This is a genomic window from Nereida sp. MMG025 (assembly GCF_021654165.1).
GTDB lineage: Bacteria > Pseudomonadota > Alphaproteobacteria > Rhodobacterales > Rhodobacteraceae > Nereida.
Window position 1 is genome coordinate 189,468 of record NZ_JAKFZN010000003.1, and the last position, 25,758, is coordinate 215,225.

General features: G+C 58.5%; 26 protein-coding genes, 1 tRNA gene and 1 pseudogene. 15 read left to right on the plus strand and 13 right to left on the minus strand.

All coding sequences use genetic code 11. The features are described 5' to 3' along the window. Positions 1-88 precede the first annotated feature (88 nt). Positions 89-685, plus strand: a pseudogene (locus L1065_RS10155) (fatty acid desaturase); the annotation flags it as partial. A gap of 167 nt (positions 686-852) precedes the next feature. On the opposite strand, the gene L1065_RS10160 reads toward L1065_RS10155, so the two are convergent. Further along, positions 853-1,539, minus strand: a complete 687-nt coding sequence (locus L1065_RS10160; RefSeq protein ID WP_237095363.1) for an NUDIX hydrolase — start codon at positions 1,537-1,539, stop codon at positions 853-855. A gap of 9 nt (positions 1,540-1,548) precedes the next feature. Next, positions 1,549-1,935, minus strand: coding sequence for a DUF983 domain-containing protein (locus L1065_RS10165; RefSeq protein ID WP_237095364.1), 387 nt, complete (start codon positions 1,933-1,935; stop codon positions 1,549-1,551). 236 nt (positions 1,936-2,171) lie between these two features. Between L1065_RS10165 and L1065_RS10170 the strand changes: the two genes are divergently transcribed. The 4 genes from L1065_RS10170 (at position 2,172) to L1065_RS10185 (ending at position 4,138) form a co-directional block, all read left to right on the plus strand. Beyond that, the gene (locus L1065_RS10170) at positions 2,172-2,630 is read left to right on the plus strand and encodes an EF-hand domain-containing protein (protein WP_237095365.1); all 459 of its coding nucleotides are present in this window, start codon (positions 2,172-2,174) and stop codon (positions 2,628-2,630) included. 63 nt (positions 2,631-2,693) lie between these two features. Next, on the plus strand, positions 2,694-3,284 hold the full coding sequence (locus L1065_RS10175; RefSeq protein ID WP_370641171.1) for an RNA polymerase sigma factor: 591 nt from the start codon (positions 2,694-2,696) through the stop codon (positions 3,282-3,284). Then, complete coding sequence (locus L1065_RS10180; protein ID WP_237095367.1) at positions 3,277-3,651, plus strand: hypothetical protein; 375 nt, start codon at positions 3,277-3,279, stop codon at positions 3,649-3,651. The genes L1065_RS10175 and L1065_RS10180 overlap by 8 nt, the downstream gene beginning before the upstream one ends. A gap of 1 nt (position 3,652) precedes the next feature. Then, the gene (locus L1065_RS10185; protein ID WP_237095368.1) at positions 3,653-4,138 is read left to right on the plus strand and encodes a periplasmic heavy metal sensor; all 486 of its coding nucleotides are present in this window, start codon (positions 3,653-3,655) and stop codon (positions 4,136-4,138) included. Between the two features lie 6 nt (positions 4,139-4,144). Here L1065_RS10185 and L1065_RS10190 read toward each other — a convergent pair whose 3' ends face one another. Next, positions 4,145-5,545 carry a diguanylate cyclase gene (locus tag L1065_RS10190; protein WP_237095369.1) on the minus strand — a complete coding sequence of 467 codons (1,401 nt, stop codon included), beginning with the start codon at positions 5,543-5,545 and terminating at the stop codon, positions 4,145-4,147. A 99-nt stretch (positions 5,546-5,644) separates the two neighbouring features. Here L1065_RS10190 and L1065_RS10195 point away from each other — a divergent pair, with 99 nt between their 5' ends. Together L1065_RS10195 and L1065_RS10200 are read left to right on the plus strand one after the other, a co-directional pair. After that, positions 5,645-5,926 (plus strand): DUF3572 domain-containing protein, encoded by a 282-nt coding sequence (locus L1065_RS10195; RefSeq protein WP_237095370.1) that lies wholly within the window; start codon positions 5,645-5,647, stop codon positions 5,924-5,926. After that, the gene (locus L1065_RS10200) at positions 5,917-6,615 is read left to right on the plus strand and encodes an HAD family hydrolase (RefSeq protein WP_370641172.1); all 699 of its coding nucleotides are present in this window, start codon (positions 5,917-5,919) and stop codon (positions 6,613-6,615) included. The genes L1065_RS10195 and L1065_RS10200 overlap by 10 nt, the downstream gene beginning before the upstream one ends. On the opposite strand, the gene L1065_RS10205 is transcribed toward L1065_RS10200, so the two are convergent. Further along, a complete protein-coding gene (locus L1065_RS10205; protein WP_237095371.1) occupies positions 6,612-7,235 on the minus strand; it encodes a LysE family translocator in 624 nt (207 codons plus the stop codon). The genes L1065_RS10200 and L1065_RS10205 overlap by 4 nt on opposite strands. Before the next feature lie 179 nt (positions 7,236-7,414). On the opposite strand from L1065_RS10205, the gene L1065_RS10210 reads away from it, so the two are divergent. The 4 genes from L1065_RS10210 (at position 7,415) to L1065_RS10225 (ending at position 12,612) form a co-directional block, all read left to right on the plus strand. Beyond that, positions 7,415-8,974, plus strand: coding sequence for a trimethylamine methyltransferase family protein (locus tag L1065_RS10210; protein WP_237095372.1), 1,560 nt, complete (start codon positions 7,415-7,417; stop codon positions 8,972-8,974). 165 nt (positions 8,975-9,139) lie between these two features. Beyond that, positions 9,140-10,876 carry a DUF4153 domain-containing protein gene (locus L1065_RS10215; RefSeq protein ID WP_237095373.1) on the plus strand — a complete coding sequence of 579 codons (1,737 nt, stop codon included), beginning with the start codon at positions 9,140-9,142 and terminating at the stop codon, positions 10,874-10,876. Between the two features lie 63 nt (positions 10,877-10,939). Then, the gene (locus L1065_RS10220) at positions 10,940-11,527 is read left to right on the plus strand and encodes a heme NO-binding domain-containing protein (protein ID WP_237095374.1); all 588 of its coding nucleotides are present in this window, start codon (positions 10,940-10,942) and stop codon (positions 11,525-11,527) included. Further along, a complete protein-coding gene (locus tag L1065_RS10225) occupies positions 11,524-12,612 on the plus strand; it encodes a sensor domain-containing diguanylate cyclase (RefSeq protein WP_237095375.1) in 1,089 nt (362 codons plus the stop codon). Before L1065_RS10220 ends, L1065_RS10225 begins: the two co-directional genes overlap by 4 nt. A 37-nt stretch (positions 12,613-12,649) precedes the next feature. Here L1065_RS10225 and L1065_RS10230 read toward each other — a convergent pair. From L1065_RS10230 to L1065_RS10250, 5 genes are all read right to left on the minus strand, one after another. After that, positions 12,650-12,724: transfer RNA gene (locus tag L1065_RS10230), tRNA-Glu, on the minus strand. 100 nt (positions 12,725-12,824) lie between these two features. Next, the gene (recJ, locus tag L1065_RS10235) at positions 12,825-14,564 is read right to left on the minus strand and encodes a single-stranded-DNA-specific exonuclease RecJ (protein ID WP_237095376.1); all 1,740 of its coding nucleotides are present in this window, start codon (positions 14,562-14,564) and stop codon (positions 12,825-12,827) included. Continuing rightward, positions 14,564-15,529: a class II fructose-bisphosphatase gene (gene glpX / locus L1065_RS10240; protein WP_237095377.1), complete on the minus strand. Its 966-nt coding sequence runs from the start codon at positions 15,527-15,529 to the stop codon at positions 14,564-14,566. The genes recJ and glpX overlap by 1 nt, the downstream gene beginning before the upstream one ends. A gap of 18 nt (positions 15,530-15,547) precedes the next feature. Then, a complete protein-coding gene (locus tag L1065_RS10245; protein ID WP_237095378.1) occupies positions 15,548-16,843 on the minus strand; it encodes a homoserine dehydrogenase in 1,296 nt (431 codons plus the stop codon). A gap of 89 nt (positions 16,844-16,932) precedes the next feature. Next, positions 16,933-17,217: a hypothetical protein gene (locus tag L1065_RS10250; RefSeq protein WP_237095379.1), complete on the minus strand. Its 285-nt coding sequence runs from the start codon at positions 17,215-17,217 to the stop codon at positions 16,933-16,935. A 104-nt stretch (positions 17,218-17,321) separates the two neighbouring features. Here L1065_RS10250 and L1065_RS10255 point away from each other — a divergent pair, with 104 nt between their 5' ends. Both L1065_RS10255 and L1065_RS10260 read left to right on the plus strand, forming a co-directional pair. Then, on the plus strand, positions 17,322-17,915 hold the full coding sequence (locus L1065_RS10255) for a TetR/AcrR family transcriptional regulator (protein WP_237095380.1): 594 nt from the start codon (positions 17,322-17,324) through the stop codon (positions 17,913-17,915). Positions 17,916-18,180: 265 nt separating this feature from the next. Then, complete coding sequence (locus L1065_RS10260) at positions 18,181-19,125, plus strand: hypothetical protein (RefSeq protein WP_237095381.1); 945 nt, start codon at positions 18,181-18,183, stop codon at positions 19,123-19,125. A 37-nt stretch (positions 19,126-19,162) separates the two neighbouring features. On the opposite strand, the gene L1065_RS10265 is transcribed toward L1065_RS10260, so the two are convergent. Next, a complete protein-coding gene (locus L1065_RS10265) occupies positions 19,163-20,074 on the minus strand; it encodes a pirin family protein (protein ID WP_237095382.1) in 912 nt (303 codons plus the stop codon). Positions 20,075-20,270: 196 nt separating this feature from the next. Between L1065_RS10265 and L1065_RS10270 the strand changes: the two genes are divergently transcribed. Continuing rightward, positions 20,271-20,768 carry a hypothetical protein gene (locus L1065_RS10270; protein WP_237095383.1) on the plus strand — a complete coding sequence of 166 codons (498 nt, stop codon included), beginning with the start codon at positions 20,271-20,273 and terminating at the stop codon, positions 20,766-20,768. Positions 20,769-20,787: 19 nt separating this feature from the next. Here L1065_RS10270 and L1065_RS10275 read toward each other — a convergent pair whose 3' ends face one another. From L1065_RS10275 to L1065_RS10285, 3 genes are read right to left on the minus strand one after another with little or no spacing between them, the layout of a single operon-like run. After that, entirely contained in the window at positions 20,788-21,378 is a 591-nt protein-coding gene (locus tag L1065_RS10275; protein ID WP_237095384.1) for a TadE/TadG family type IV pilus assembly protein, read from the minus strand. Then, entirely contained in the window at positions 21,378-21,920 is a 543-nt protein-coding gene (locus L1065_RS10280) for a TadE/TadG family type IV pilus assembly protein (RefSeq protein WP_237095385.1), read from the minus strand. Before L1065_RS10280 ends, L1065_RS10275 begins: the two co-directional genes overlap by 1 nt. Beyond that, on the minus strand, positions 21,917-23,797 hold the full coding sequence (locus tag L1065_RS10285; protein ID WP_237095386.1) for a Tad domain-containing protein: 1,881 nt from the start codon (positions 23,795-23,797) through the stop codon (positions 21,917-21,919). The genes L1065_RS10280 and L1065_RS10285 overlap by 4 nt, the downstream gene beginning before the upstream one ends. A gap of 360 nt (positions 23,798-24,157) precedes the next feature. Between L1065_RS10285 and L1065_RS10290 the strand changes: the two genes are divergently transcribed. Then, entirely contained in the window at positions 24,158-25,588 is a 1,431-nt protein-coding gene (locus L1065_RS10290; RefSeq protein WP_237095387.1) for a Glu/Leu/Phe/Val dehydrogenase, read from the plus strand. Positions 25,589-25,758 lie beyond the last annotated feature (170 nt).

Below are 25,758 nucleotides of genomic sequence, written 5' to 3' on the forward strand. Positions count from 1 at the left end.
CACCGCCCTTTTGCTCTGTGCCACTTACGCAGTTTGGCTTACTGGCCTGTCTCTTGCCTCCAGCAGCCTTTGGCTTGCAGTCGCGCTTGTGGCCTTGGCGATTGTTCAACACGCGTCCTTGCAGCATGAGGTTATTCACGGCCATCCAACTTCCTGCCAAACCCTGAACGAAGCTCTTGTTTTGCCGTCCCTTATTCTCTTGGTGCCATATGGGCGTTTTCGTGACACGCATCTGGCGCACCACCTTGACGCAAATCTGACAGACCCCTTTGACGACCCCGAAAGCAACTATCTGGACCCCGGCGATTGGGCGCGTCTTGGCCCTCTGCATCAGATGATCTTGCGGCTGAACAACACGCTTGCAGGGCGCATGGTGCTTGGGCCAATCCTTGGAACGGCCGCATTTCTGAGGGCAGACTGGGGGCTGCGCAGCGCCCGGCCTGTGCAACGTGCGTGGCGGATACATCTGGTCTCCGCGTCGCTTGTGCTTGGGGCCGTGATGCTGTCACCAATGCCGCTTTGGGCCTATTTTTGTGCCATTTACACCGCCATGGCGATTTTACGTATTCGCACCTTTTTGGAACATCAAGCGCATGAAAAATCACGCGCCCGCACCGTCATCATCGAAGATCGCGGCCCCTTGGCGCTTTTGTTTCTCAACAACAATTACCATGTTGTTCACCACATGCACCCCAATGTGCCGTGGTATCATCTGCCAGCGGTCTTTCGCGCCAGAAAAGATCACTACCTTGCCTGCAATGAAGGCTATTGGTTTGCCAGCTACGTTTGCGTTTTCAAATCATTTTTCTGGCGCATCAAAGACCCTGTGGCGCATCCGCTGTGGCGGCGCCACTACGCCGATGGCGCGGTGCCGCCCAACCGTAGAAACAGGCTTTCTTCGTCGTTGTTTTTGAAAAACGGCACGGAGGCGGGCGGCGCAAAGGATCCGATATTGGCCGCAACTTCGGCCAGCACGACTTCGGTGATAAAGGGCAAATCCAACGCACGGGCCTCGGGCAGGGCAACCCAGTGAAGGTGCGAAAGCTCATCGCAGGCGGCCGAGAAATCATCAAGATCACCGACCACAGCCTGCGCGTTTACCAAAAAGAACCGCGCATCAAACCGCCGCGGACGACCGGGCGGCGTGATGGCCCGAAACACATAACTTAGGGGGCTGGCGTCGGGAACGCAGCCGCGTTCGGCAAAGCCCGCCCAATCCTTTGGCGCATCGGCCCAATGACCGCGCTGGCCCAAGATCAGGCCGGTTTCTTCCCAAAGCTCACGGATCGCGGCGGCCGCAAGCGCGTTTGGGTCAAGCGCACTTTGATCCATCAAACGGTTGTGCGTGAGCGTATCAATCGGGCGGGCCAGCGGAATACGTGCATCCTCTGCATCGACCGCGCCGCCGGGAAACACAAATTTCGAAGGCATAAAGGCTGCTTTCGCGCCCCTTTGCCCCATCAAGATACGCGGTGTGGTGTCCACATCGCGCACAAGGATCACAGTTGCCGCATCGCGGATGGGAACGTCTTGGGACATATGCGTTGATCAGGCCTGTTTGAAACCATGCATGTATTTGGCCCATTGTACCGCGATGACAACGCCTTTCAAGCGCGGCAAAAGATAGAGCGACAGGGCCACGCATCCTATCGAAAACGTGGTTGCCAGAACCAGCGGATCAGGCCGCCAATGGACAAAGGCCACATGCAGCAGCGGTGCCATCAGGTGCCCCACGATCAAAATGGTCAGATAGGCCGGCCCGTCATCGGCACGATGCCCCGACAGATCCTGACCGCAATTCATGCAGTTGGGTTCCACTTTCAAAAAACTCGCAAACAAACGCCCTGTGCCACAGCGTGGACAGCGGCAGCGCCATCCTCGCTTTAACGCAGGTTTCATCGCGCGCTCTTCGACAACGTCGAGCGTATCTTTCATGGTTTTGTCCTTCGCTTCCCTGCGTCCACCCTAGGGGGAAAACGCTTGATATCCCATTGCCCATCGGGTCACGCGGCGCGATGTCGCGGCGTGAAAACACATACAAAAAAGGGAATTCAACCTTTTTTGCCCCAATCGCGACGGAAACCGCAGCGCCTCGCGTTTGAAGATATGAACGGGCCGCAGAGGCACGAGAGCAAACGCCGCCCGTCACCAAAGAAAGTTGGAGAATGAAAATGATAAAGACCCCTATGATGATCCTGACCGCAGGCGTGATTGCTGTTGGTTTCTCGGTAACTGTAGCAGACGCAAAGGGCGGCCCCGACCGCGGACCGCGCGCCAGTTTTGAAACACTGGATGCCGATGGCAACGGCCAGATTACCCAAGCTGAACTGACAGCCCACCGCGCAGCGGCCTTCGCCGAACGTGATACAAACGGCGACGGGCAACTGACGGTCGAAGAGATCGTGAAAGCCGCCGATGATCGTCAGGCCAAACGCGCCGAACGGATGATCGACCGTCTGGACAGCAATGATGACGGCGCCGTGAGTGCCGAAGAAATGGCCGCATTCGAACCGCGCCGCGGCGGAATGATGCGCTTGGACGCAAATGACGACGGGCAAATCTCGAAGGCCGAGTTTGAGGATGCCAAGGGCAAAATGGGCAAGCGCGGCAAAAACCGCGACGCACAATAAAGCACCACGGGGTGGGGGCGGGCTTGCGTCTGTCTCCACCGCACTCTAGCCCTTTGGCCTAAGATGACCCACATGCCCCTTGATGCTTTGTCAGATATGACCGACGACGATGTGCTGGCGCTTTACAGCGCGGGGGATGCGCGTGCGGCACAGGTGTTGACGATGCGCTTTGCACCCAAAGCCTTGGGCCAAGCAACCCGGCTGTTGGGCGATGCATCCGAGGCCCAGGATGTGGCCCAGGACGCGATGATGCGGTTGTTTCGTCAGGCCCCCGATTGGCGGAGGGGCGAGGCAAAGGTGGGCACATGGCTTTACCGCGTGGTGGCCAATCTGTGCACCGACCGTTTGCGCAAGCGCGGGGGCGGCGTGGCATTGGACGAGATCGCCGAACCGCTTGATCCATCGGCAAGTGTGCCAGACCAGATGCAGGCCAGCGCCCGCGCCGCCGCGCTGCGTGCGGCCTTGGCAGAATTGCCTGAACGCCAACGCCTTGCCGTCAGCCTGCGCCATCTGGAAGGGCTGAGCAATCCGCAGATCGCGGATATCATGCAGGTCGGCGTGGAAGCCGTAGAAAGCCTTGTGGCACGGGGAAAACGTGCGCTTGCAAGTCGGTTATTGGACCGCAAAGATGCGTTAGGATTTGAAAATGACTAAGCCAGAAACATCACAACACGATCCGCTTGATCCGTTCTTCGACGCCGCCAAGCGCAGCCCGCAGATTGATCTGGCCGATGAAGCCGCCTTTTTGCAAAACGTGCTGGCGCAGGCCCAAGCGATGCAGCCCACATTGGGTGCCGCGGATGTCGCGCCGCCAAAGTGGTGGCAGCGTTTGGCCGCCCCGATGGGGGGCTTGGGTGCGCTGTCGGGTCTTGCAGCCGCCGCTGTCACGGGCGTGATGATCGGGATCACCAGCCCCGATTTGGCGGCAGGTCTGTCGGCTTCGGATTTGATGGCCTTCGATGCGCAAACCATTGATTTAGAATATGAAATGGGGCTGACCGCCTTGTTTGAGGAGAACTGATATGGCGCTTGATCCCATTCCCGACGCACGCGGCAAAAGCTGGCTCAAGGTGGTGCTGGTCGTCTCTTTGGCGTTGAACCTGTTGGTTGTCGGCGTGATCGCCGGTGGGGCCATCGCAGGCCGCAAAGGCGATGACCCGCGTGCCGATCGCCGCACAGAGGCGCCAAGCGGGTTCATGGCGATCACCCGCGCTTTGCCCAAACAAGACCGCCGTGCCATCGGTCAACAGCTGCGAAGCTTGCGCCAGCAAGACACCCGCGACCCGCAGACCCGCGCCAGACGCGACGCGCAGATTGCAGCATGGGTTGGCCTGTTAGAGGCCGATGTCTTTGATCTGGAAACGGCGCGTGGTCTTGCCTCTGATCAGGTGGCCGCGGCACAAACCCGTCGCGCGCGCGCACAAGATGTGGCGCTGGACTACATCGCCCAAATGCCGCCAGAGGCGCGTCAGGCTGTGGCAGATCGGTTGAAAGACCGGAGCCGCTAATGGCCCTCATGCCGCATCGCGCGACACCATGACCTGATTGCGGCCATCGGCCTTGGCGCGGATCAAGGCATTATCGGCCAGCTGCAACACATGGCTGATGTCATCCACCGCGCTTTGCGCACCACCCCCCATGGCCAGCCCCAGGCTGATGCTGACGTTGATGCGCAAATCAGGCTCGTGCGGGGTGGGGGATGGCACGCGGATCGGTGTGTTCCACACCACTTTGCGCAACCGTTGGGCGGCCGCCTTGGCTTGATGCAAACTGGTGGCAGGCATCGCAATCAAAAATTCTTCGCCCCCCATCCGTGCAATCAGATCGACACCGCGCAGATTATCTTGCAGCCGTTTGGCCACTTCAACCAACACCGCATCACCTGCGGGGTGTCCATAGGTGTCATTCACCAGTTTGAAGCGGTCCAGATCGATCATCATCACCGCATAGGCCCGTCCGCTTTTTTGGGCGGCGGCCGACATCTGATCCAGATGGGGCATCGCATAGCGGCGGTTGAACAGTCCTGTCAAAGGGTCGGTGACTGCGGCTTGCAACCCGTCGCGCACGCGGCTGCGCAGGCGTTCGGCCACATGTTTGCGTTCGGCCTGCCTTGTGATGCGCAGGGTCAATTCGCGCGGCGAGGTGTCGTGATAGACAAGCTCATCTGCCCCCAGATCAAGCGCCATGCTGATTTGCGCGGTGTTGTCACGGTCCAGCATGGCAACAATCGGGATGTGGCGTGTGGACCGTGCGCTGCGCAATTCGGTGATGATCGACAGGTCGGTGGCCGCGCCGCCCCGTTGGATGGGCACGACAAAGACATCGGCGTCCGATTTGATCAGATCGGTCCAGTCCGCTGCGTGAAAATCATGGCACTGCACCGCAAGGGATTTGGAGCTGCGCAGTGATGCGCACCAGTCATCGGTTGATGTGCTGCCTTCCATCACCACCCAGATGTTTGGACGGCTGACAAAGCCTGCGGTGTCTTCGGCAAAGCCAAGGGCGCGGTTGGTCGTCTCGCGCAGGCGCAATTCAAAATCGCTGGCACTGGCGCGCAGGGTGCGTCTGACATGGGCCAAAAGCTGATGTTCGGGCAGGCCGCGCGACAGCACATCTTGGGCACCCGCATGCAGGCAGGCCATGCGTTCGGCCTCTGTGATCGTGTCGCCAAGCACAAGAATGGGGGTGTCTTGCGTGTCTTGGCGCTGGCGCAACTGCACGCACAGATCGGGCGCTGAATCTTCGCCCACGCCAAGCGACATCAGGATCATATCAGGCCGCGTGGTTTTGAGCTTTTGCACGGCATCTTGCGCACAGCTTGCCAGATCAACATGAAAATGCGCCGCCGAAAGGCGCACTTTCATCACAATCCGATTGGTTGCAACTTGATCAATGATCAGAATGCGGCCACTCATGCCAGACAGAGTCCTTTTAGCGTTTCGTTAAGGACATCTTGCGCTGCTATTGGTTAAGAAACCTTTACCATAACCGATCCCATAGGAGGCTTTCCGCCGATGATCTCTGCTGATGCTGCCGAAACCCTTGGAATCAAGGCCCTTGCATGGGTGATTGGCGACGAAGAGCTGTTGCCCGTTTTTATGGGGGCCAGCGGTGTCAGTGCCGATGACCTGCGTGCTAATGCAGGTGATCCGCAGTTTCTGGGTTCGGTTCTTGAATTTATCTTGATGGATGATGCCTGGGTCATTCGATTTGCCGAAGAGGCAGCGATCAAGCCCGAGTTGGTGATGCAGGCACGCATGGCCCTACCGGGTGGGGAGCAAGTGCATTGGACCTGAGCCACATCAAAGGCATCGTCTTTGACAAAGACGGCACATTGTTTGACTTCAACGCAACATGGGCCACGTGGGCGCAGACCTTTTTGGTGGACCTCGCACAGGGCGATCGGGCGCAGGCGGCGGCCTTGGGCCAAGCGATTGGCTTTGATATGGCGTCAGGTGCGTTTGATGCGGCCAGTGTCGCCATCGCTGGCACGCCCACACAGATTGCCCGTGCCCTCGCGCCGCATATGGGCGGGCTGAGCGTGGCGGATCTGGCCACGCGGATGAACACCGCCGCGGCCAATGCACCCCAAGCCGAGGTCACACCGCTGATCCCGTTTTTGACGGGGCTTAAAGGGCGTGGGTTGAAACTGGGGGTTGCGACCAACGATGGCGACCGCCCCGCGCGGGCCCATCTGGACAAAGCGCGTATCCTGTCGGCCTTCGATTTCGTGGCAGGCAGTGACAGCGGCTATGGGGCCAAGCCCGACGCAGGGCAGTTGCAGGCCTTTTGCAAAGCGGTTGGGCTTGCGCCGGAGGATTGTTTGATGGTGGGCGACAGCACCCATGATCTGGCCGCAGGGCGCAGCGCGGGGATGACGACATGCGGTGTGCTGACAGGATTGGCCGCACGGGATGTGCTGGCCCCGATGGCGGATTTGGTCTTGGACAGTATCGCGGTTTTGCCGGGCGCTCTGGACGGTTAAGACGCTGCGATCCTCGCGGTCAGAATCTTGAGGCCCGCCGCACCGAAGCCCAGTGCAAACGCCCCTTCAAACCAGCAGCGCAAGCGCAGGTAAATGCGCGTCATCGGGGCGGATGAAAAGACAATGGCATAGGCGTGAAACACAATCAGACTTTGCACGGCCACAGCACCAATCACAATCACCAGCGTGGCAGGGCTTGTGTCAGATGGCATGCCGATTGAATACAGCGCGCCGAAAAAGAGGATCGCCTTGGGGTTTGTCAGATGCAGCGCCAACCCTTTTGCAAAAAGGGTGCGTGGTTTGCCCGAGACCGATTTTGGCGCGATGGTTTTGGGGTGCAGGGCGGACCGCGCCGGTTTGAACGCCAGCCACATCAGATAGGCCGCCCTGCAATACCGCAGGAATTCAAACAGCCACGCGTTTGCCAGCATCACCGCCCCCAAACCTAAAGCCGCCGAGACCGACCAGATCAACGACCCTGTTGTGATGCCCGAGGCCAAAGCCACTCCCGCGCGGCGTCCGTTGGTCATCGATGTGCCAGCAAGCGCCAATGTGGCGGGCCCGGGGCTGACAGATGCGACAAAGGCGGCCAGCAAGATAAGAGGCAGGTTGATGTCCAATGGTGCGGTGTCCGTGCGTTTGGTGTGATGGGGCGAGCGTGTGCGTGCGGTGGCGTCCTGTCAACGCTCTGCCCCATGCGGTGCGTTTGGCTAAAGCGACATCAAATGTCGGATATCGGCAATCGCAGCCTGCGCGGCCCGCGTTTCATAGGGATGACGCATCAGGAAAGGGCAAAGAGATGGCTGACGGAACTCCACGCAGAAAACGCGGTGGCGGGCGCGCAGGAAATGCAGCGCGGCGCGGTGGGGCTTTGATCGATCAGATGCCGTTCAAACAACCCTACATCAGCGATCCCGCCGTTGAGCCATTGGGCCAAGAGGGGATCGAGGCGATCCACAATGGTGCAATGACCATCCTTGAGGAGATCGGGATCGAAATCCTGAATGCCGAGGCGCTTGAGATCTACCGCCAAGCTGGCTGCATAATCGATGGCGAGAACGTGCGCATGGGCCGCGACTGGGTGATGGAGATGGTTGGCAAAGCGCCCGAAAGCTGGACGATTACGCCGCGCAATCCTGACCGCAAAATCACCATTGGCGGCAACTTCATGGCGTTCGGCAATGTGTCGTCGCCGCCCAGTTACTGGGATATGGAAATTGGCAAAAAGGTGACTGGCACGCGCGAACAATGCGCAAACCTGCTCAAGCTGACGCAATATTTCAACTGTATCCACTTTGCGGGCGGCTACCCCGTCGAGCCGCAAGACAGCCATGCCTCGGTGCGCCATCTGGATGTGCTTTTTGACAAGCTGACCCTGACCGACAAAGCGCCCCATGCCTATTCGCTTGGGGCCGAACGGGTTGAGGATGTCATGGAGATGGTGCGCATCGCCGCGGGCCTGACCCACGGCGAATTTGACGCGACCCCGCGGATGTATACCAACATTAACTCAACCTCGCCGCTGAAACACGACATCCCGATGCTGGACGGCTGGATGCGGCTTGCGCGGCGCGGCCAGGGCCTTGTGGTCACGCCCTTTACACTTGCAGGCGCCATGGCACCCGTGACGATGGCAGGGGCGGTGGCGCAGTCTTTGGCAGAAGGGTTAAGCGCCATTGCGCTGGCGCAATACATTAACCCCGGCGTGGCCTGTGCGATTGGCACATTTACCAGCAATGTCGATATGAAAACCGGCGCGCCTGCCTTTGGCACGCCAGAATATATGCGTGCCACCCAGATGACAGGCCAGCTTGCGCGGTTTTACAAATTGCCTATGCGTGCCAGCGGCGTGTGCGCGGCCAATGTGCCTGACGGTCAAGCGATGTGGGAAACTTCCAATAGCTTGTGGTCGGCGGTGCAGGCCAAGGCCAGCATGGTCTATCACGCGGCGGGCTGGCTGGAAGGCGGGCTGATCGCGAGCCCCGAAAAATTCATTATGGATTGCGAGGTTTTGCAGCATATCCAGCGATATCTTGAGCCTGTGATCACAGACACCAGCCCCGAAAGCATTGCGGTTGAAGCTGTGCGGGACGTGGGGCCGAACGGCCATTTCTTTGGAATTGAGCATACACAAAAACGGTATGAAACGGCCTTTTATTCTCCGTTCCTGTCTGATTGGACAAATTACGAGGGATGGGAGTTGAAAGGCGGCACATGGACGGCAGAACGCGCCCATAAGATGTTCAAGCAGATCATCCATGAATTCGAAGCTCCGCCGCTCGACCCTGCTATCCGCGAAGAATTGCAAAGCTTTGTGGAGCGCCGCAAATCCGAAGGGGGCGCGCCGACCGATTTCTGAGCGGTGCCAGATTTTTCAGGAAAAATCTGGGCCTGCGGCGCGGATATTTAGAAACAAAAGAAGATCAGGGTATCGCCTTCACAAACTGGGGGTATTCCTGACCTTTGGCTTGTCCCCAACCATGTTTACCTGTCAGCTATGCGTAGCGATTTAAAGGGTGGGGCCATGGCCGATAATCAGACAAGCACACGGATTTTCCTTTCTGTTTTTGGAGCAACCTCGGGCGCTGCGCTTTGGGGGTTGGGCGAATTGGCCGATAGAGTTGATCCCGGGCGGGTGTGGCTGGCACTGTTTACATTTGTGTTGGTCGGGGCTGCATCTGTTTTGTTGCTTGCAGGCCCGCTTGGCCGCCGTCAGGGGCTTTTCGGGGGGGCTGCGCTTGGACTTGCTGTGGCCGCTTTGATGAGTGCGGGCGCATTGCGGTTTGAAGGCATCGATGGCTTCTTGCGCGACGCGCATCCGTTCTTTGCAATTTTTGGCATCACGCTGATCGCTTTGCCGTTTGTGATTACCACGCTGCGCGAGGACGAGGTGTGGACCGACTATGACGCGCTTTTCACGCATGCGTGGCAATTGGTCGTGCGTGCCATTGTGGCCTTTGCGTTTTTGGGCGCGGTCTGGCTTTTGATGCTGTTGTCGAGTGCGGTGCTTGAGATTGTCGGTATCGAGATACTCAAAAGGCTGATGCGCCAGGATGCCTTTGGCTTTACGCTGTCGGGTGGGGTTTTGGGCCTAGGTGCAGCTATTCTTTACGAATTGCGTGACACCATCCGCCCTGCGCTGGTGTTGCGATTGCTGCGGGTCATGCTGCCGCCTGTTTTGGTGGTGGCTGTGCTTTTCCTGTTCGGGGTTGTGGCGCAGATGAACGGGCCGCTGAGGGGGCTGTTCGGGGCGCTGTCGCCTTCGGCCGTTTTGATGATGCTTGGCTTTGTCGCCGCGTCCTTGGTGACAACGGCGATTGATACCAAGGACGAACGCGGTGTGCAGGGCATGGGAATGCTGTGGATGGCCCGTGCCATGGCGCTGATCCTGCCTGTGCTGGCAGGGGTTGCCTTTTACGGCGTGACGGTGCGCGTGGGCGCCTTCGGCTGGACGCCTGACAGGCTGGTGGCGATCACCATTGCGGCGTTGCTTTTGGGTTATGGGCTTGTCTATGCCGCCGCTTTGCTGCGCGGAACGGGCTGGCGCGCGGGGGTGCGGCAGGGCAATGTGACAATGGCGTTGGTGGTTCTTGGGGTCACGGCATTGTGGTTTACCCCTGTTTTGAACCCGCAAAACATCAGCACAAAGAGCCAGATCGCACGGTTTGACGCCGGTAAGACCGAGATAACCGAGATGCCGTTTTTCGAGATGGCGCAACGATGGGGTAAGCCTGGTGTGCGCGGCTTGGCGCGGCTGGAAGCCAGCGGTGATGCTGCGGTGATCGAGCGGATCGCCTTGGCACGTCAGGCGCAAACGCGGTTCCAGGCCAAAGCAGCTGTCACCACGACGCAGCGCGCGGAATATGAAGGTGTGATTATGGAAAACGCCATTGTGCATGGCCTGGAGGGCGCGTTGCCCGATGGGTTTTTGGCGTCGATGAATGATCGGCGTCTGGAGCAATTTGCCAAGGGCTGCATCCCGTTGGCCACAGAAGGATGTGCCGTGATCGTTGCGCAAACAGAGCAAGCGGGGCAGGTGGTATTTATGTTCCTGCGCTACGGTGATAACGCGCGGTTTATCAGTGCGTTCACACGCTCTGACGGAGGTTGGCAACGCATCAGAACTCAGCAGCTTTCACGCCAGAATGCGGCGACCCTGGCCTTGGACTGGGCCCCGATCGCGCAAGGCACATTCCGCGTCGGCCCTGCGCGCGGCTCGGTTCTGGACGTAGACGGTTGGCAGTTTTTTCCCAACAATTAGAACTATCAGGGTTTTCTTAAGACTTGGGCGGCTACTGTCGCCGACAGGTTTTAGGGGATGCCGATGCACGGCTTGATCAACAGATCCATCGAATGTTTCTTGCGCGATACCTATGGGCAGGCCGCGTGGGATGATGTCGCGCGGCGTGCGGCGCTGCCCGTTCAGGGGTTTGAGGCGATGTTGGCCTATGAGGATGCGCTGACCTTTGACATGCTGGATGCAGCGTCAGGTCTTTTGGGGCGCGGCAGGGCTGATTTGCTGGAGGATTTTGGCACCTATCTGGTTGCGCACCCTCGGGTCGAAGCCCTGCGGCGGCTGTTGCGATTTGGCGGCGAAACCTTTCGCGATTTCCTGCATTCTCTGGATGATTTGCCCGATCGTGCGCGGCTGGCTGTGCCTGATCTTGGACTGCCGCATCTGGAACTGCGCGATATCTCAACGGACCGGTTTTCGCTCAGGGTGCGTGGGGATCACGCCAGTATGGGCGCTGTGTTTGTGGGGATTTTGCGGGCGATGGCCGATGACTATGGCGCTTTGGTTTTTCTGGAGGCCAGCGCGGTCAGCCAGACGGTCGAAGACATTGCGATTACACTTCTTGAAGATCGTTTTGCGCGTGGGCGTGATTTTGATCTGTCGCAGGCCGCGCCATGACGGTGCAGCGCCGGGTAGAGCAAAGGGGCGAGGCCAAGGCAGACCCCGGTTTGCAAGACCCCGATTGGACGCGCGCGGTTTTCGACCGTCTGATGCCGATGCATCTGCTGGTCTGTGCAACTGGCCATATTTTGCATACGGGTCCGACCTTGCAAAAGATCTTGCCTGAAGGCTCGCTGGTGGGGCAAAGGTTTCTTGAGGTTTTTCGCGTTTTGCGCCCCTCCAACGTCCAGGCGATCGCGCCGCTGATGATGGCCGATGGCATGAAGCTGCATCTGAGCCTACGCCGTGACGCCAAAACAGCCTTTAAGGGAGTGGCTGTCGCCGATCAGAACCGCGGCCTGATCACGATAAACCTGTCGTTCGGCATTGGAATCGTCGATGCGGTCAGGCGGTTTAATCTGACGGGGGCCGATTTTGCGCCCAACGATCTGACCATCGAAATGCTTTATTTGATTGAAGCAAAATCAGCCGCGATGGAGGAATCACGCCAGCTGAACACGCGCTTGCAGACGGCGATGATCGCCGCCGAGGAAAGAGCATTTACCGATGGGCTGACCGGATTGAAAAACCGCCGCGCGATGGACCATCTGTTGACGCAGGCCGCGGCCGATGATGCACCTTTTGCCGTGATGAACATCGATCTGGATTTTTTCAAATCGGTGAATGATACCTTGGGCCACGCCGCAGGGGATCATGTTTTGATCCGCGTGGCCGAGATTTTGAACGCGACCCTGCGCGAAGCCGATCACATCGCACGCGTCGGCGGGGATGAGTTTATGGTGATCCTGACGGATGCAACCAAGCCTTCGCATATGTTGCAGACCGCGAAAAAGCTGATCGCGCAAATCGAGACGCCCATTCCCTATGGTGATCAGATGTGTCGCATCTCGGCCAGTATCGGTATCGCGGTCAGCGGGGATTATGCGGATCCTGCGCCTGACACGATGAGCCATGATGCAGATGTCGCGCTCTATGCGTCCAAACGACGGGGGCGTGCGCAAGCCACGCTTTATACCGCAGAGCTTGGGGATATGACGGAAAACAGCGCCACAGTGCGCCCAACGCGTCGCGACGGCGATTGACCCAATGACATGTAATTTTCAAATCGGGGGGGGAAAGTGGCAGCCCGTAGGGGAATCGAACCCCTCTTTCCAGGTTGAAAACCTGGCGTCCTAACCGATAGACGAACGGGCCACTCGTGGTCGTGAGCCGCTAGATAGGCAAACTGCCCCATAAGGGCAAGACTCTTTTTTGCGGTTTTTGGAAAAATCGTCGGAAGTTTATGGCCTGTGCCTCAGGCCGGTGCAGCATCCTCTAGACGCAGCTGCACAGACTGCCGCCCGCCCCATGTGTTTAGCTCAAGGCGACCTGCCAAATGGAAGCGCGCGCCATCATGGTTTAGCAAGGCGTGGCCCATCGGTGTTTCCATCGCACCAAAGCAGATCGCATCGATTTTCTGGCCCAAACCGTCCCCGAAACTCAGCTTCAGATGGCTTTCGCCGACTTTTTTGGCAAAGCCGATCTGGCAATCACAAAAGGCAAATCGCGGGGCAGGGGCGCCTGCGCCGAACGGACCCGCCGCATCCAGCAGGGCAATCAATTCAAGTGTCGCGGCCCCTGGCATCAACATGCCTTCCAGCTTCAGATCCGCAGGTCCCAGTTTGGCCGCCCCCTGTTTGTCCAGCAATTCGGTCAGCCGGGCCATCGCGGGTTCAAGTTGGTCGCGTGTCAGCGACAACCCCGCTGCCATCTTGTGGCCGCCGCCTTTGGTCAGCAGCCCTTCGGCGGCCAGCTTTTGGATGGAGGCACCCAAATCCACGCCGCTCACGCTGCGCCCTGATCCTTTGCCGTCGTCCCCGTCCAGCCCGATCACAATGGCAGGGCGGTTGAACTGTTCTTTGAGACGGCTGGCCACAATGCCCACGACGCCTGCGTGCCACCCTTCGCCAGCGGCCCAGACCAGCGCGGCATCCGTGCCACGCGCTTGGGCTTGTTGCGTGGCCGCTTCACGCACCGCGGCTTCGACCTCGCGGCGTTCTGTGTTCAGCACATCTAGCCGTTCGGCAAGGGCGGCGGCTTCATTTGGATCATCGGTGGCCAAAAGACGCGCGCCCAGATCCGCCGCCCCGATCCGCCCGCCTGCGTTCACGCGCGGGCCAAGTACAAACCCCAGATGGTAGGACGCAGGTGCGGTGTCCAGTTTGGCCACATCCGACAGCGCCACAAGCCCTGCGCGACGGCGCTGGCCCATGACCTTGAGGCCCTGACGCACCAGCGCGCGATTTACCCCGATCAACGGGGCCACATCTGCAACCGTTGCCAGCGCAACAAGGTCCAAAAGGCCAAGCAGATCGGGGGTCGGCCCGCCTGCGGCACGGGACTGGCGGTTGGCTTCGACCAGCATCAAAAAGACGACCGCCGCGGCACAAAGATGGGCAAGATCGCCGCTTTCGTCCTGACGGTTTGGATTAACGACCGAATGGGCAGGGGGCAGCGTTTCGCCGCCCAAGTGGTGGTCCAGCACGATCACATCTGCGGCTTTGGCTGCGGCCAGCGCGTCATGGCTGAGCGTGCCGCAATCCACACAGATGATCAGATCATGGCCTGTCGCCAGATCGCGCATCGCAGGGGCGTTGGGGCCATAGCCTTCGTCGATGCGGTCTGGAATGTAGAGTGTGGCAGACAGGCCCACGGCGCGCAGCCAATGGATCAGCAGCGCAGACGAGGCCCCTCCATCCACATCGTAATCGCCAAAAATGGCGATGCGTTGGCGCGATGACACGGCCTGCAAAAAGCGTGTCGCGGCCTGTTCCATATCGCGCAGGCTGCGTGGGTCGGGCAGCAAGTCGCGCAGCTGCGGTTCAAGATAGGCAGCAGCCCCGTCCGGGGTGACCCCTTGGCGCACGAGCACATTGCACAGCACCTCGGGCAGATCGGTTTGTTGGGCCATGGCGGCGGCCAGACGCTCGGCTTCGGGTGCAGGCCCAACCCATTTGCGCCCGTTCAACGAGTGTTCGACCCCCAGAAATGCCATTACTTGGTGGGGTTGCGATAGCTCATGCGACGGACCGAGCCTGTCTTGGAGCGCATCAGGATCGTTTCGGTTGTCAGGTAGCCCACCTCGCGCTGGATGCCCGACACGACCGATCCATCGGTCACACCTGTCGCGGCAAAAATTACATCCTGAGTGACCATTTCGTCGCGGGTGTAGATGCGATCCAGATCGGTGATGCCTGCTTTGGCCGCGCGGCCTTTTTCATCATCGTTGCGGAACAACAGGCGGCCATACATTTGCCCGCCCATGCATTTCAACGCGGATGCGGCCAGCACACCTTCGGGCGCACCGCCTTGGCCCATATACATGTCGATGCCCGTTTTTGCGGCCTCGGCACAGTGGATCACGCCAGCCACATCACCGTCGGTGATCAGGCGCACGGCGGCCCCTGTGCTGCGGATATCTTCGATCATCTGTTCGTGGCGGGGGCGGGCCAGCACGCAAACGGTAATGTCGCGCGCGTCACCCCCCTTGGCCTTGGCCAGCGCCTGCACCCGTTCGGACGGGGACATCTCCATGGTGACCACGTCCTGCGCATAGCCCGGGCCAATGGCCAGCTTGTCCATATAGGTGTCAGGCGCGTGCAGCATCGAGCCGCGCGGCCCCATCGCAATGACGGTCAGCGCGTTTGGCATATCAAGGGCCGTGAGCGTTGTGCCTTCCAGCGGATCAAGGGCGATGTCCACGCCCGGGCCATTGCCGCTGCCCACTTCTTCGCCGATGTAGAGCATGGGGGCTTCGTCGCGTTCGCCCTCACCAATAACCACCACACCTGCGATATCCAGTTTGTTCAGCTCTTCGCGCATGGCGTTCACGGCCGCTTGGTCGGCGGCTTTTTCATCGCCGCGGCCAATCCAGTCGGCACTTGCGATGGCAGCTTGTTCAGACACACGGGCCAGACCAAGAGAAAGCATACGGTCATAAAAATCAGGGGTCTTGGTCATATCAGGGTCTTTTCTCAGTTAAATGTTTTCAATGCGAATGGCGACGGGGGCGCCATCCAGAACACCCGTTTTGTCAAAGGCCGCCATGGCCGCGTCCAGCGTGGTGCGTGTGGTTTTATGGGTCACAATAAGCACAGGGGCGCTGTTTTCGGAGTGATCATATTGGCGCATCCGATCAATGCTGATGCCTTCGTTGCCCAAAACCGTCGCAATTTTGGCCAGCGCGCCCGGTTTGTCAGCCAGATGCAGACGCAGGTAGTAGGGCGCAGGCGTGGCGGCTTGGGCAGGGGGGGCGGCTTGCAGGGTGGTGGCGGGCTGACCGAATGTTGACAACCGCGTGCCGCGTGCAATTTCGATCACGTCCGACATGACGGCAGAGGCGGTTGGTCCTTCGCCCGCACCCGGGCCGCGCAGCACGATCTGATCAACGCTATCGCCTTCCAGCACTACCATATTGGTGCCGCCTTCCAGCTGACCAAGCGGCGAGTCGGCAGGCACAAGGCAGGGCGTCATTCGTTGTTCAAGGCCGCGCCCTGTCATCTGGGCCACACCAAGAAGTTTGATGCGAAAGCCCATGTCTGCGGCGCGGTGGATATCATCGATGCTGATGCGCTGGATACCTTCAAGGGCGACACCGTCGAAATTGACCTGCGTGCCAAAAGCGATTGACGCCAGCAAGGCCAGCTTGTGGCCTGCATCAATACCGCCCACGTCCAAATTGGGATCGGCTTCCAGATACCCAAGCTTGTCGGCTTCTTCAAACAAGGCGTTATAGCCTTGGCCGGTGGCTTCCATGCGGGTCAGGATATAGTTGCAGGTGCCGTTCATGACGCCCATCACGCGGGTGATTTCATTGCCGGCCAGCCCTTCGGTCAGGGATTTGACAACGGGGATACCGCCGGCCACTGCGGCCTCAAACCGGATGACGCGCCCTGCGGTTTCTGCGGCCAGTGCAAGCGGTTGGCCGTGCAGGGCCAGCATCGCTTTGTTGGCGGTGACCACATCTTTGCCGCTGGCAATCGCGGCTTCGGTGGCGTCCTTGGCGGGGCCGTCGCTGCCGCCCATCAATTCGACGAAAATGTCGATGTCGTCACGTTTGGCAAGGGCGACAGGATCATCTTCCCACGCGTAGTCAGACAGGTTTACGCCGCGATCCTTGTCTTTTGATCTGGCCGAAACCGCGGTGATGACCAGCGGGCGGCCTGTGCGCGCTTGCAAAAGGGCTGCGTGCTTGCGGATGATCTTGACCACGCCGATGCCTACGGTCCCCAGACCAGCGATACCAAGACGAAGGGGGGCGGGGGATGAGGACATAAGCAGCAGGCTCCGTAAGGGATTTGGCCCCTGTTACCCTAGCGTTGCGGCACGTGCAACGCGCGGCAGTACGCGATTGCGCTAACGGATTAGCTGCGTTGCACACCGCGGGCCATGCGCGCGCGTGTTGCCCTATCTATGATCGGTCCGCGCAGCCCTGTAGCGCGTGCATTCAGGCGGGCCAGCCGTGCGTCCAGATTGGGAATGGTTTGCGGCGTGACAGAGCTGGTGTTTGCCGTTTCAAGCAACCCATCAAGGCTGACAATCGCTGGAAAATCGCCATCCTGCGCCGTTGCGCTGACCACATTGTCCAACTCGGGAAACTGGGTGCAGGCCAAAAGGGCGCAAAGGGGCAATGTCTGGATCAAACGCATTGGCCTTTGATGGAAGGGATCGCGACAGCGTGCAAGGGCAAAGAAGGGCAAAGAGATGTCATTTGCGGGATTGCGCTGAACGGCTGTTCAATTAAGCTGGCCAGATGGCACGAAAGCAAGGTTCCCATTCCGAGATCACAGGCCCCAAGGTGCGCCAAGCCGCTTTGCAGCTGTTTGCGCGGTTTGGCTATGCGGCTGTGTCGATGCGCCAGATCGCGGGAGAGGTCGGGGTGCAGGCGGGCGCGCTTTATAATTACACCGCAGACAAGCAAAGCCTGCTGTTTGACCTGATGCGCGAGCATATGGAGGCGCTTTTGGCGGCGCGCAAGGAGGCGGTGATCGCAGGGGATGCGCTTGCGCAGCTTGAGGCATTCACGCGGTTTCACATTGCGTATCACCTGGAACGGCCCGAGTTGGTATTCATCAGCTATATGGAATTGCGCAATCTGGAGCCCGAAAACTTTGCTGCGATTGAACGGCTGCGCAAAGCCTATGAGGACGAGTTGGAAACGATTTTGCAACGCGGTGCGCACGCGGGCGTGTTTGTTCTGGGCGACACCAAGATTGCGACGCTTGCGTTGATTGCGATGCTGACGGGGGTGAGCGGTTGGTACCGCAAAGACGGACGCCTGCCCGCAAGTGAGGTTGCGGATCAGTATTGGGATCTGGTGCGTAAATCCGTGGGCGTGGTGGGCTAAAGCGCCACCTTACCTATGATATGTGGGGGATGCTGATGCGTGATCTTTGGCAAAAAAGCGGGCCCGCTTGAAAAGGGTTGTGCAGGGGTGTCAGGCCTGCGGGGTTGGGTGGACGTCCAGAGATGAAAATAGGGACGTCCTGTTAACATTGTGTGAACGCACCGAACGCAGGCAAGCGACCGGCACAAAGATACCCTGATTTGGCCTAAAATCTTCGCGGTCGTTTTGCGATACCGTCGTCACCCATTTGGATTTCGAAGAGATCATGCGACTTTTTTTGAGCATCTTTTGCGGCCTGTTCCTTTTGCTCGCTGGCTATTTTCAGTTTGTTCACGTGCCCAAGGCGGAACGGATCGTCAACGCAATCCACAGATCTTTTGCACAGTCCAATCAGTTTACGGATCGAGCGGTTTTGAATGCGTTGGCGGCACTTGGGCCCCATGCAACCGTGGCCATTGCACATGGATTGATCGATGCGCAGTCCCCCGAGGAGCGGTTTGTTTTCACCGTACTCTTGCGTGAAAGTCTGCGTGTTAACTTTGATCCAATGCTTTCGGAGCAAACAGCCAACCGTGCGCTTCCGCGCGCTTTGGTGCGGGCCATGCAAGACGTCTATGCGCAAAGCCACGCGTGGCAGACTCAAAGGTTGATTTATGGGACTGCAGGCGTGTTCGGCGACCGCATTGCGCCGCTGATGCCAGGTATCGTTACTGGACTGGCAAAAACACAAGATGCCGAAAAGCGCCGCAAGATAACAAGGTCTTTTGGGTGGCTGAACGACACAGCAAAGGACGAACTGGGCCGGATGTTGTCGACCCAGTCGGATCCTGTGTTGATCGCGACAACGCTCGACATTCTGGGGGCGTCACGTGCCATTTCGGGCAAGGATATCGAGCGGATTGTACCGTTTCTAACGTGGCCTGATGAGGGGGTACGCCTTGCTGGCTTGAAGGCGCTTCGCCGCGCCGATGTCGGGTGGGATATGATTGGCCCAGGCGTGCTGGACACTGCGGCCTATGCAACCACGGATGCGCTGCGCACGGCTGCTGCGCAGGCGATGGCGGGGCCGCGTGATAAGCATATTGCGCAACTGGTGGATATTTGGATGCGTATGGACACCGACGAGGGGCGCATCAGTGTCGAGCAGGAGCTGGCGCAGTTTCATGTGCTTGGGCGCGAGGCGCTGGAGCGTGCGCAGGGGCTACGCTAGGGCGTAAGGTGGATCGAGATCCACCTTACTTTTCAAATCAATGCGCGGGCTTGATGAACGTCCCATTGCGCAGGTCGCGCATGGCCTGCATCAACTCCTCTTGCGTGTTCATCACGATAGGGCCGTGCCACGCGACGGGTTCTTCGATGGGTGCGCCTGAAATGAGCAGAAAGCGCACGCCGTCTTCGCCCGCCTGAACCGTGACCTCGTCGCCTGTGCCAAAGCGGATCAGGGTGCGGTCGCCCGACAGATCGCGGATGTTGACCTCTTCGCCCATCACCTCTTTTTCCAGCAAGATGCCTTGGGGGGCAGAGGCGTCGGCAAAGGCGGCGCCCCCTTCGAACACATAGGCAAAAGCGCGGCGATAGGTGTCTATCCGAAACGTTTTGCGCACGCCTGCGGGAATGAACACATCAAGATATTGCGGGTCGGCAGCGATGCCATCAACGGGACCACGCTTGCCCCAGAATTCGCCGACGATCACCTTAACGCGGGTGCCATCGTCGTCGATCACTTCCGGGATGTCGGCGCTTGTGACGTCTTGGTATCGCGGGGCAGTCATCTTTTGGCTTGAGGGCAGATTGCCCCACAACTGAAAGCCGTGCATCTGGCCGCGCGCGTTTCCGTGCGGCATTTCCTGATGCAAAATGCCGCTGCCGGCGGTCATCCATTGCACGTCGCCTGCGCCAAGTGTGCCTGTGTTGCCAAGGCTGTCGCCATGATCGACGGTGCCGTTGAGCACATAGGTGATGGTCTCGATGCCGCGGTGGGGGTGCCACGGGAAGCCTTTTTCGAAGTCTTCCGGCCGCTCGTTGCGGAAATCATCAAACAGAAGAAAAGGATCAAGCTCGCTTGGGTCCTGAAAGCCGAAGGCGCGGTGCAGTTTGACGCCTGCGCCTTCCATGTGGGGTTGCGCGGCGCGTTGTTCGAGAACGGGGCGGATAGACATGGGATTATCCTTTCATTGCGGGGTTGGCCATGGACATAGGCCGCAATGTGACTTCACACAACGGGCCGGTTCGCGCGGGTTGCGTGCAGATTTGCACAGATGTATCGCGATGCTGCCTGCCGCTTGGCGCGACCTGCTAGACCTTATCGACCTTGCAAGATAGGGGATGGTGAAGCGCCAAGGAAGGACCCTTCAGATGTTAGAACATATTCCCGAAGATGGGGTGATCGCCCGTGTCCAAGCCAGTCCTGGGCGGCGGATTTTTGGCTGCGGGGCGATTGTGGCCTTGGGCATGCTGTTGGTTTTGCTGGCCTTCACCCAAGGGGAGACGGGATTTGGGTATCGCATCTTCTTGATGGGCTGTGGGGTGATGTTTTTGACGCTTGGCAGCGTGATGTGGCGTGCAACGCAAATCGTGATCGAACTGACAGAACATGAGCTGCGTGACAGCACGGGCGTTGTTCTGGCGCCTCTGGATAACATCAACAAGGTCGAGCGTGGGGTCTTTGCCTTCAAGCCGTCAAACGGGTTTTTGGTGCGTCTGAAAGACAGCGCCCCGCGCGGATGGCGCCCGGGTTTGTGGTGGCGGGCTGGCAAGATGATTGGCGTTGGCGGTGTTACACCATCGGGCGAGGGTAAATTTATGGCCGAAGCCTTGGCCTTTTTGCTGGCGCAACGGGACAATCAGACATGATGGTGTGTCGCGCAAACCGCTAGCGGCAGCCCGCTTTCCATTTACAGCCAACCCCTTTGTCCGCGGCGATGCGTGAGCGTGTGAACGCACGGGTGCGCAGCCAGATGTTGTTGGTGATGCCTGCGTTAAACAGCGGCTTATAGCCCACCGTGGCCTCAACCATGATCATCTTGTCGCCTGGTTTGATCGGCGGCAGGTTGGGGATTTTGTTGACCGAGTTATTGCTGTGACGGCCAGCCCCCCCGCGTGCGACAGACCAGTTGCGACGATAGTCGTCTTTGTTTTTGCGATAGAAAATCTGCGTCACGTTGAGTTTATGGTCCGCCCCATTGGGCGTCATGTATTTTTGCGTCTGGTGAAGCGAATTGATGTATTCCGTTGTCAGCGTGCTTTGTTCGCGGCTCAGGATATCGGCGACCACATAAGCCGCTTTGGTGTTCTGCGCTTGGGTGCGGAACGCTTCAAAATATACAAACATCGCCATGATGCACCAAAACAGCAGCGGTGCCGCAAAGACGGTTTCAACGGACAGCGTGCCGCCCGTGTCGTCCGAAAAACGCTTGGCGCGGTCTTTTAGCCTTGAAAGGGACGGAAGTGTTATGCGTGGCATTAGAACGGCTCCGTAACGTAGGATGTGATGGTGTAAAGCTTGTATTCACCTGTTTGCGTGCGCGGCAGATAGGGGGCCAGCGCAAGGTTTGGCAGGATCGGCGGCTGCAACACGCAAACGCGCAAGAACATCAACTGGTTTTCGCCCCCCGGGAAGAAATCCCCCTGCGGATTAAGCGGTTTGGGTTCGTCGTGGCATTGGGGTTCCCCAAGCTCCAGCTTTTGGCGCGGATCGCGGATTACCATTTGCAGTTTGAGGGAATCTTCGCATTTGTGCAGCATGCCCGCGCCATCGCAGATCATCGTTTTAAGCTGCGAATATGTGGGCGGCGAAAAGGTGTTGAGCCGGATTTGACGCACTGATAGATCAAGCGCGCGTTCCAGCATGGCCTGTCGTGCTTGCATAAGCCCTGATTCAATTCCCGCAAAAAACAGGAAGTAAAAGATGGGGTACAAAATCACGAACTCGATCGAGGACACACCGTCCTCACGGCGCCAGAAGCGCTTGACCGAGCTTGTGATTTTGGCAACAGCCGTGATCATTGTGTCAGCCTCAACTGATTGATTTGATTGGCAATCGCCTGAAAAGCGGTGCCGATTTCCTCACCGTTTACATCGAAGTAGTAGCCATCCGATGTGGCGCAGTCTTTCATCGCCTTTTCGCCGTCGCTTTCAGCTTCAAAACCGATGGCGTAGATCACCACATGCTTTTTGCGGGCCTCTTCGCAGATATTGGACAAGCGTGTGTCGGCGCGCGTGGAATTGACAGACGTAATCTGCGCACCGCTTCCACCGCTGTCGTGGTCCCACAACATCCATTCGTAAGGGGAGTCACCTGAACGCCAGTTGCCGTTGTTTGTCAGCGCATCATCCCAAAAGAAATGTGCCGCGTCGTAAAGGGAAAAACGATCCAGCAGGGTGATCCAGTCCAGCTGTTTCATAACAACACCACTGCCCGCATCTTCATGATACCAACGGTCGTCATTATTGGTCCAAGGGCTGCCGGGACGGAACCAACGATAATCTTCATCGTTCTCGGGGATTTTGACCAGATACCGGTCATACCATCTCAGTTTGCGACCAATATCGCTGTCGTAGGTATCAAAGCGCACGGCCCATTCAGCGTCAGAAAATTCCCAGACATCGGTTTTGTCGTTTGTGAAATCGATGTAGGGGTATTGGTCGGGCTCTGGCAAAGAGCGCTGCGATGTGTTGCGCCCGTCGGTCATCAACACGATAACTTTAAGGGTTTCGTCTTGTGGATCCGTGCTGGTGATCGGGTCCCAGTAGTCTGCGGGACGCCCTGCAACCGCCGAGGGCAAAGCAGGCGTTTTCGACAAGGCGGTGATGGCAGGTTCAAAAGCAGGGTCGAGTGCTGCAACCCCCCATTTCATACCGACGTCGATTGCCGTGTTTCCGCGCGCGATCATCCCGTTAAGATGTGTCTTGAGCACCTGTGGGTCTGTTTGGTGCAACAGGATTTCGGTGCGATAGCCTTCCTCGCATTCGCGGTCCCAATCATCGGGGCGCGAGAAATTGTTGTCGCTTGGCGCATAGTGCGGCTTGCGTGCAAGGGGTGTTCCCGCCGATGTGGCTGTCTTTGCCTGGATTGCTGTTGTCAGGAAGTCGCTATCCTTGAAATCGATACAGGTTGCCAAGTCGTGTTCCGTGTTCACCTGACTAAGGCCGGGCGGGTTTGTTTCTTGCGTCAGCATTTTCACGCCACCGTCGGCGTTCAATTGGTCCAGAAGGTCAGCACCTGCGTGGACTGTTTGATAATACGGCACGATCGAGAGCGAGGTCAGACCGATGGCACCCGGTTCATTGACAACGACTTCGTCAATGAATTCGCGTGCGGCTTTCTTAAGCTCGTACATTTTCGAGTTACCCGATTGTGACGGGTCGCCCATAGATCCCGACACGTCGAGCACCAGAGAGATTTCAATATCGGTGATACGTTCTTCGGCTGCACCTGTTGCAGGGGCCGTCAGGTAGCCGATCCCAAGCCAGTGCATGAACAATGTATCAACCGCAACATTTGCAGAAGCGCGCACATTACGGAAGTTCAGACCTTGTTTTGTGTTCAGGCTCACGATCACTTCGGCGTCGTCTGGTCCAAGAGCGGGCTGGACCACATCGTTTTTGGTGTAATTCACGCGGACGGATTCAAAACCGGCGGCTTTGAAGTGGCCTTCCATGATCACAGCGGCATCAAGACCTTGTTCCAGGTCGGCGGCGGCCAAAACAGCGCCGTCAATGGTGTATTGCAGTCGGGTGCGTTTTTCTTCGGTGATGATAACATCCACAGCGATACCGCCGATCATAATCATCACGGCAACAGCATAAAGACTGAAGATAATGAGAGCACCATCTTCCTCGCGGCGGAAGCGGCGTGTGGCCTCGCGCCATCTTTGGTTCATCTGTGCAATGCGCGTTTCAAAAAACATCATATTCCTATACCCCTGCTGATCCTGACAAAGGACGTGGGTCTCCGAGGTCGTTTGTGATTGAAGAATGCGACGGGAATGGGGCTGGAACTTGGGCATTTGTGTGGTGGATTGTTCGCATGTCACGGTATCCATGCTTAACAAATGATTAATTGTTTCAATTCCGGCGACAAAAGCGGGGCTTTCGCCCGTTTCGGCAAATCGTTTCAGGCGAAAGATGTGATTGGCCTATCGGCGCAAATAGAAGTGGAAAATTAAGCAATTTCTGCGCAGGCTGATCCCGAGCGGGCGCCTGAGCGTCCCGCACGAATAGACAAGACAGGGAGATCCATGATGGCACGATCCAAAGAGCCGAGCTTTCGCGAAAGCGTTGATTTGATGTTCAACCGCGCCGTGGCCTTGATGGATTTGCCACCGGGCTTGGAAGAAAAGATCAGGGTGTGCAACGCAACCTATACCGTGCGTTTCGGCGTGCGGTTGCGCGGTCAGATCCAGACCTTCACAGGGTATCGCAGCGTACATTCCGAACATATGGAGCCTGTGAAGGGCGGTATCCGTTTCTCTTTGGGCGTTAACCAAGATGAGGTGGAGGCGCTGGCCGCGCTCATGACCTATAAATGCGCTTTGGTAGAGGCGCCTTTCGGCGGATCAAAAGGCGGGCTGTGCGTGGACCCGCGCGAGTATGACGCCCACGAGATGGAGCAGATCACCCGCCGATTTGCCTATGAGCTGATCAAGCGCGACCTGATCCATCCGTCGCAAAACGTGCCTGCCCCTGACATGGGCACAGGCGAGCGTGAGATGGCGTGGATCGCCGATCAGTATGCGCGCATGAACACCACCGACATCAACGCGCGGGCCTGTGTGACGGGCAAACCTTTGAATGCGGGCGGTATTTCGGGCCGCGTCGAGGCCACGGGGCGCGGCGTGCAATATGCGCTGCGCGAGTTTTTCCGCGATGCGCGTGACATGCAAAAGGCAGGCGTCACGGGGTCTTTGGATGGCAAGCGGGTGGTTGTGCAGGGTCTGGGCAATGTGGGCTATCATGCGGCCAAGTTTCTGGCCCAAGAGGACGGTGCCAAGATCATCGGGATCATCGAACATGATGGGGCGCTTTTTGACGAGAACGGTCTGGATGTGGATGCGGTGCGCCATTGGATTGTTGGGCATGGCGGCGTTGCGGGCTATCCCAAAGCGGCCCATCATGCCGATGGCAGCGCGGTGCTTGAGGCCGATTGCGATATCTTGATCCCTGCGGCGCTGGAGGGCGTGATCCATATGGAAAACGCCCCGCGCATCAAAGCGCCGCTGATTATTGAAGCAGCAAACGGGCCGATTACCGCAGGGGCCGACGATATTTTGCGTGCGAAAGGCACGGTCATTATTCCCGATATGTATGCCAATGCCGGCGGGGTGACGGTATCATATTTCGAATGGGTCAAAAACCTGAGCCATATCCGCTTTGGCCGCATGCAGCGCCGTCAGGAAGAGGCGCGCCACCAGCTGATTGTGGATGAGTTGGAGCGGTTGAGTAAGCACCTGGGCGATCAGTGGTCGATGACGCCTGACTTCAAGCAGAAGTATCTGCGCGGCGCGGATGAGTTGGAATTGGTGCGATCGGGGCTCGATGACACGATGCGCATCGCCTATCAGGCGATGCGCGATGTTTGGCACGGCCGTGATGATGTAGAGGATTTGCGCACGGCCGCCTATCTGGTGAGTATTGATAAGGTGGCCAAGAGCTATCAGGCCAAGGGGCTTTGACCAAACTGTGCGGGCAGGCCCGCCCTTGGTATTTCGGGTGGGGGCGCTGCCCCCACACCCCCGAGGTATTTGCGGCAACAATGAAGTTAGCATGATCTGTGTCGCGGGTTGACGGTTGTGTGTCGAAAAGCGTCTTTTGCTGGTGCCAGTGCCTGTCTAAGGTGAGGGGA

Coding starts and splice junctions, on each gene's coding strand:
- L1065_RS10160 (WP_237095363.1), bottom strand. CDS start 1,539: ATGTCCCAAGACGTTCCCATCCGCGATGCGGCAACTGTGATCCTTGTG.
- L1065_RS10165 (WP_237095364.1), bottom strand. CDS start 1,935: ATGAAAGATACGCTCGACGTTGTCGAAGAGCGCGCGATGAAACCTGCG.
- L1065_RS10170 (WP_237095365.1), top strand. CDS start 2,172: ATGATAAAGACCCCTATGATGATCCTGACCGCAGGCGTGATTGCTGTT.
- L1065_RS10175 (WP_370641171.1), top strand. CDS start 2,694: ATGACCCACATGCCCCTTGATGCTTTGTCAGATATGACCGACGACGAT.
- L1065_RS10180 (WP_237095367.1), top strand. CDS start 3,277: ATGACTAAGCCAGAAACATCACAACACGATCCGCTTGATCCGTTCTTC.
- L1065_RS10185 (WP_237095368.1), top strand. CDS start 3,653: ATGGCGCTTGATCCCATTCCCGACGCACGCGGCAAAAGCTGGCTCAAG.
- L1065_RS10190 (WP_237095369.1), bottom strand. CDS start 5,545: ATGAGTGGCCGCATTCTGATCATTGATCAAGTTGCAACCAATCGGATT.
- L1065_RS10195 (WP_237095370.1), top strand. CDS start 5,645: ATGATCTCTGCTGATGCTGCCGAAACCCTTGGAATCAAGGCCCTTGCA.
- L1065_RS10210 (WP_237095372.1), top strand. CDS start 7,415: ATGGCTGACGGAACTCCACGCAGAAAACGCGGTGGCGGGCGCGCAGGA.
- L1065_RS10215 (WP_237095373.1), top strand. CDS start 9,140: ATGGCCGATAATCAGACAAGCACACGGATTTTCCTTTCTGTTTTTGGA.
- L1065_RS10220 (WP_237095374.1), top strand. CDS start 10,940: ATGCACGGCTTGATCAACAGATCCATCGAATGTTTCTTGCGCGATACC.
- L1065_RS10225 (WP_237095375.1), top strand. CDS start 11,524: ATGACGGTGCAGCGCCGGGTAGAGCAAAGGGGCGAGGCCAAGGCAGAC.
- recJ (WP_237095376.1), bottom strand. CDS start 14,564: ATGGCATTTCTGGGGGTCGAACACTCGTTGAACGGGCGCAAATGGGTT.
- glpX (WP_237095377.1), bottom strand. CDS start 15,529: ATGACCAAGACCCCTGATTTTTATGACCGTATGCTTTCTCTTGGTCTG.
- L1065_RS10245 (WP_237095378.1), bottom strand. CDS start 16,843: ATGTCCTCATCCCCCGCCCCCCTTCGTCTTGGTATCGCTGGTCTGGGG.
- L1065_RS10250 (WP_237095379.1), bottom strand. CDS start 17,217: ATGCGTTTGATCCAGACATTGCCCCTTTGCGCCCTTTTGGCCTGCACC.
- L1065_RS10255 (WP_237095380.1), top strand. CDS start 17,322: ATGGCACGAAAGCAAGGTTCCCATTCCGAGATCACAGGCCCCAAGGTG.
- L1065_RS10260 (WP_237095381.1), top strand. CDS start 18,181: ATGCGACTTTTTTTGAGCATCTTTTGCGGCCTGTTCCTTTTGCTCGCT.
- L1065_RS10265 (WP_237095382.1), bottom strand. CDS start 20,074: ATGTCTATCCGCCCCGTTCTCGAACAACGCGCCGCGCAACCCCACATG.
- L1065_RS10270 (WP_237095383.1), top strand. CDS start 20,271: ATGTTAGAACATATTCCCGAAGATGGGGTGATCGCCCGTGTCCAAGCC.
- L1065_RS10275 (WP_237095384.1), bottom strand. CDS start 21,378: ATGCCACGCATAACACTTCCGTCCCTTTCAAGGCTAAAAGACCGCGCC.
- L1065_RS10280 (WP_237095385.1), bottom strand. CDS start 21,920: ATGATCACGGCTGTTGCCAAAATCACAAGCTCGGTCAAGCGCTTCTGG.
- L1065_RS10285 (WP_237095386.1), bottom strand. CDS start 23,797: ATGAACCAAAGATGGCGCGAGGCCACACGCCGCTTCCGCCGCGAGGAA.
- L1065_RS10290 (WP_237095387.1), top strand. CDS start 24,158: ATGGCACGATCCAAAGAGCCGAGCTTTCGCGAAAGCGTTGATTTGATG.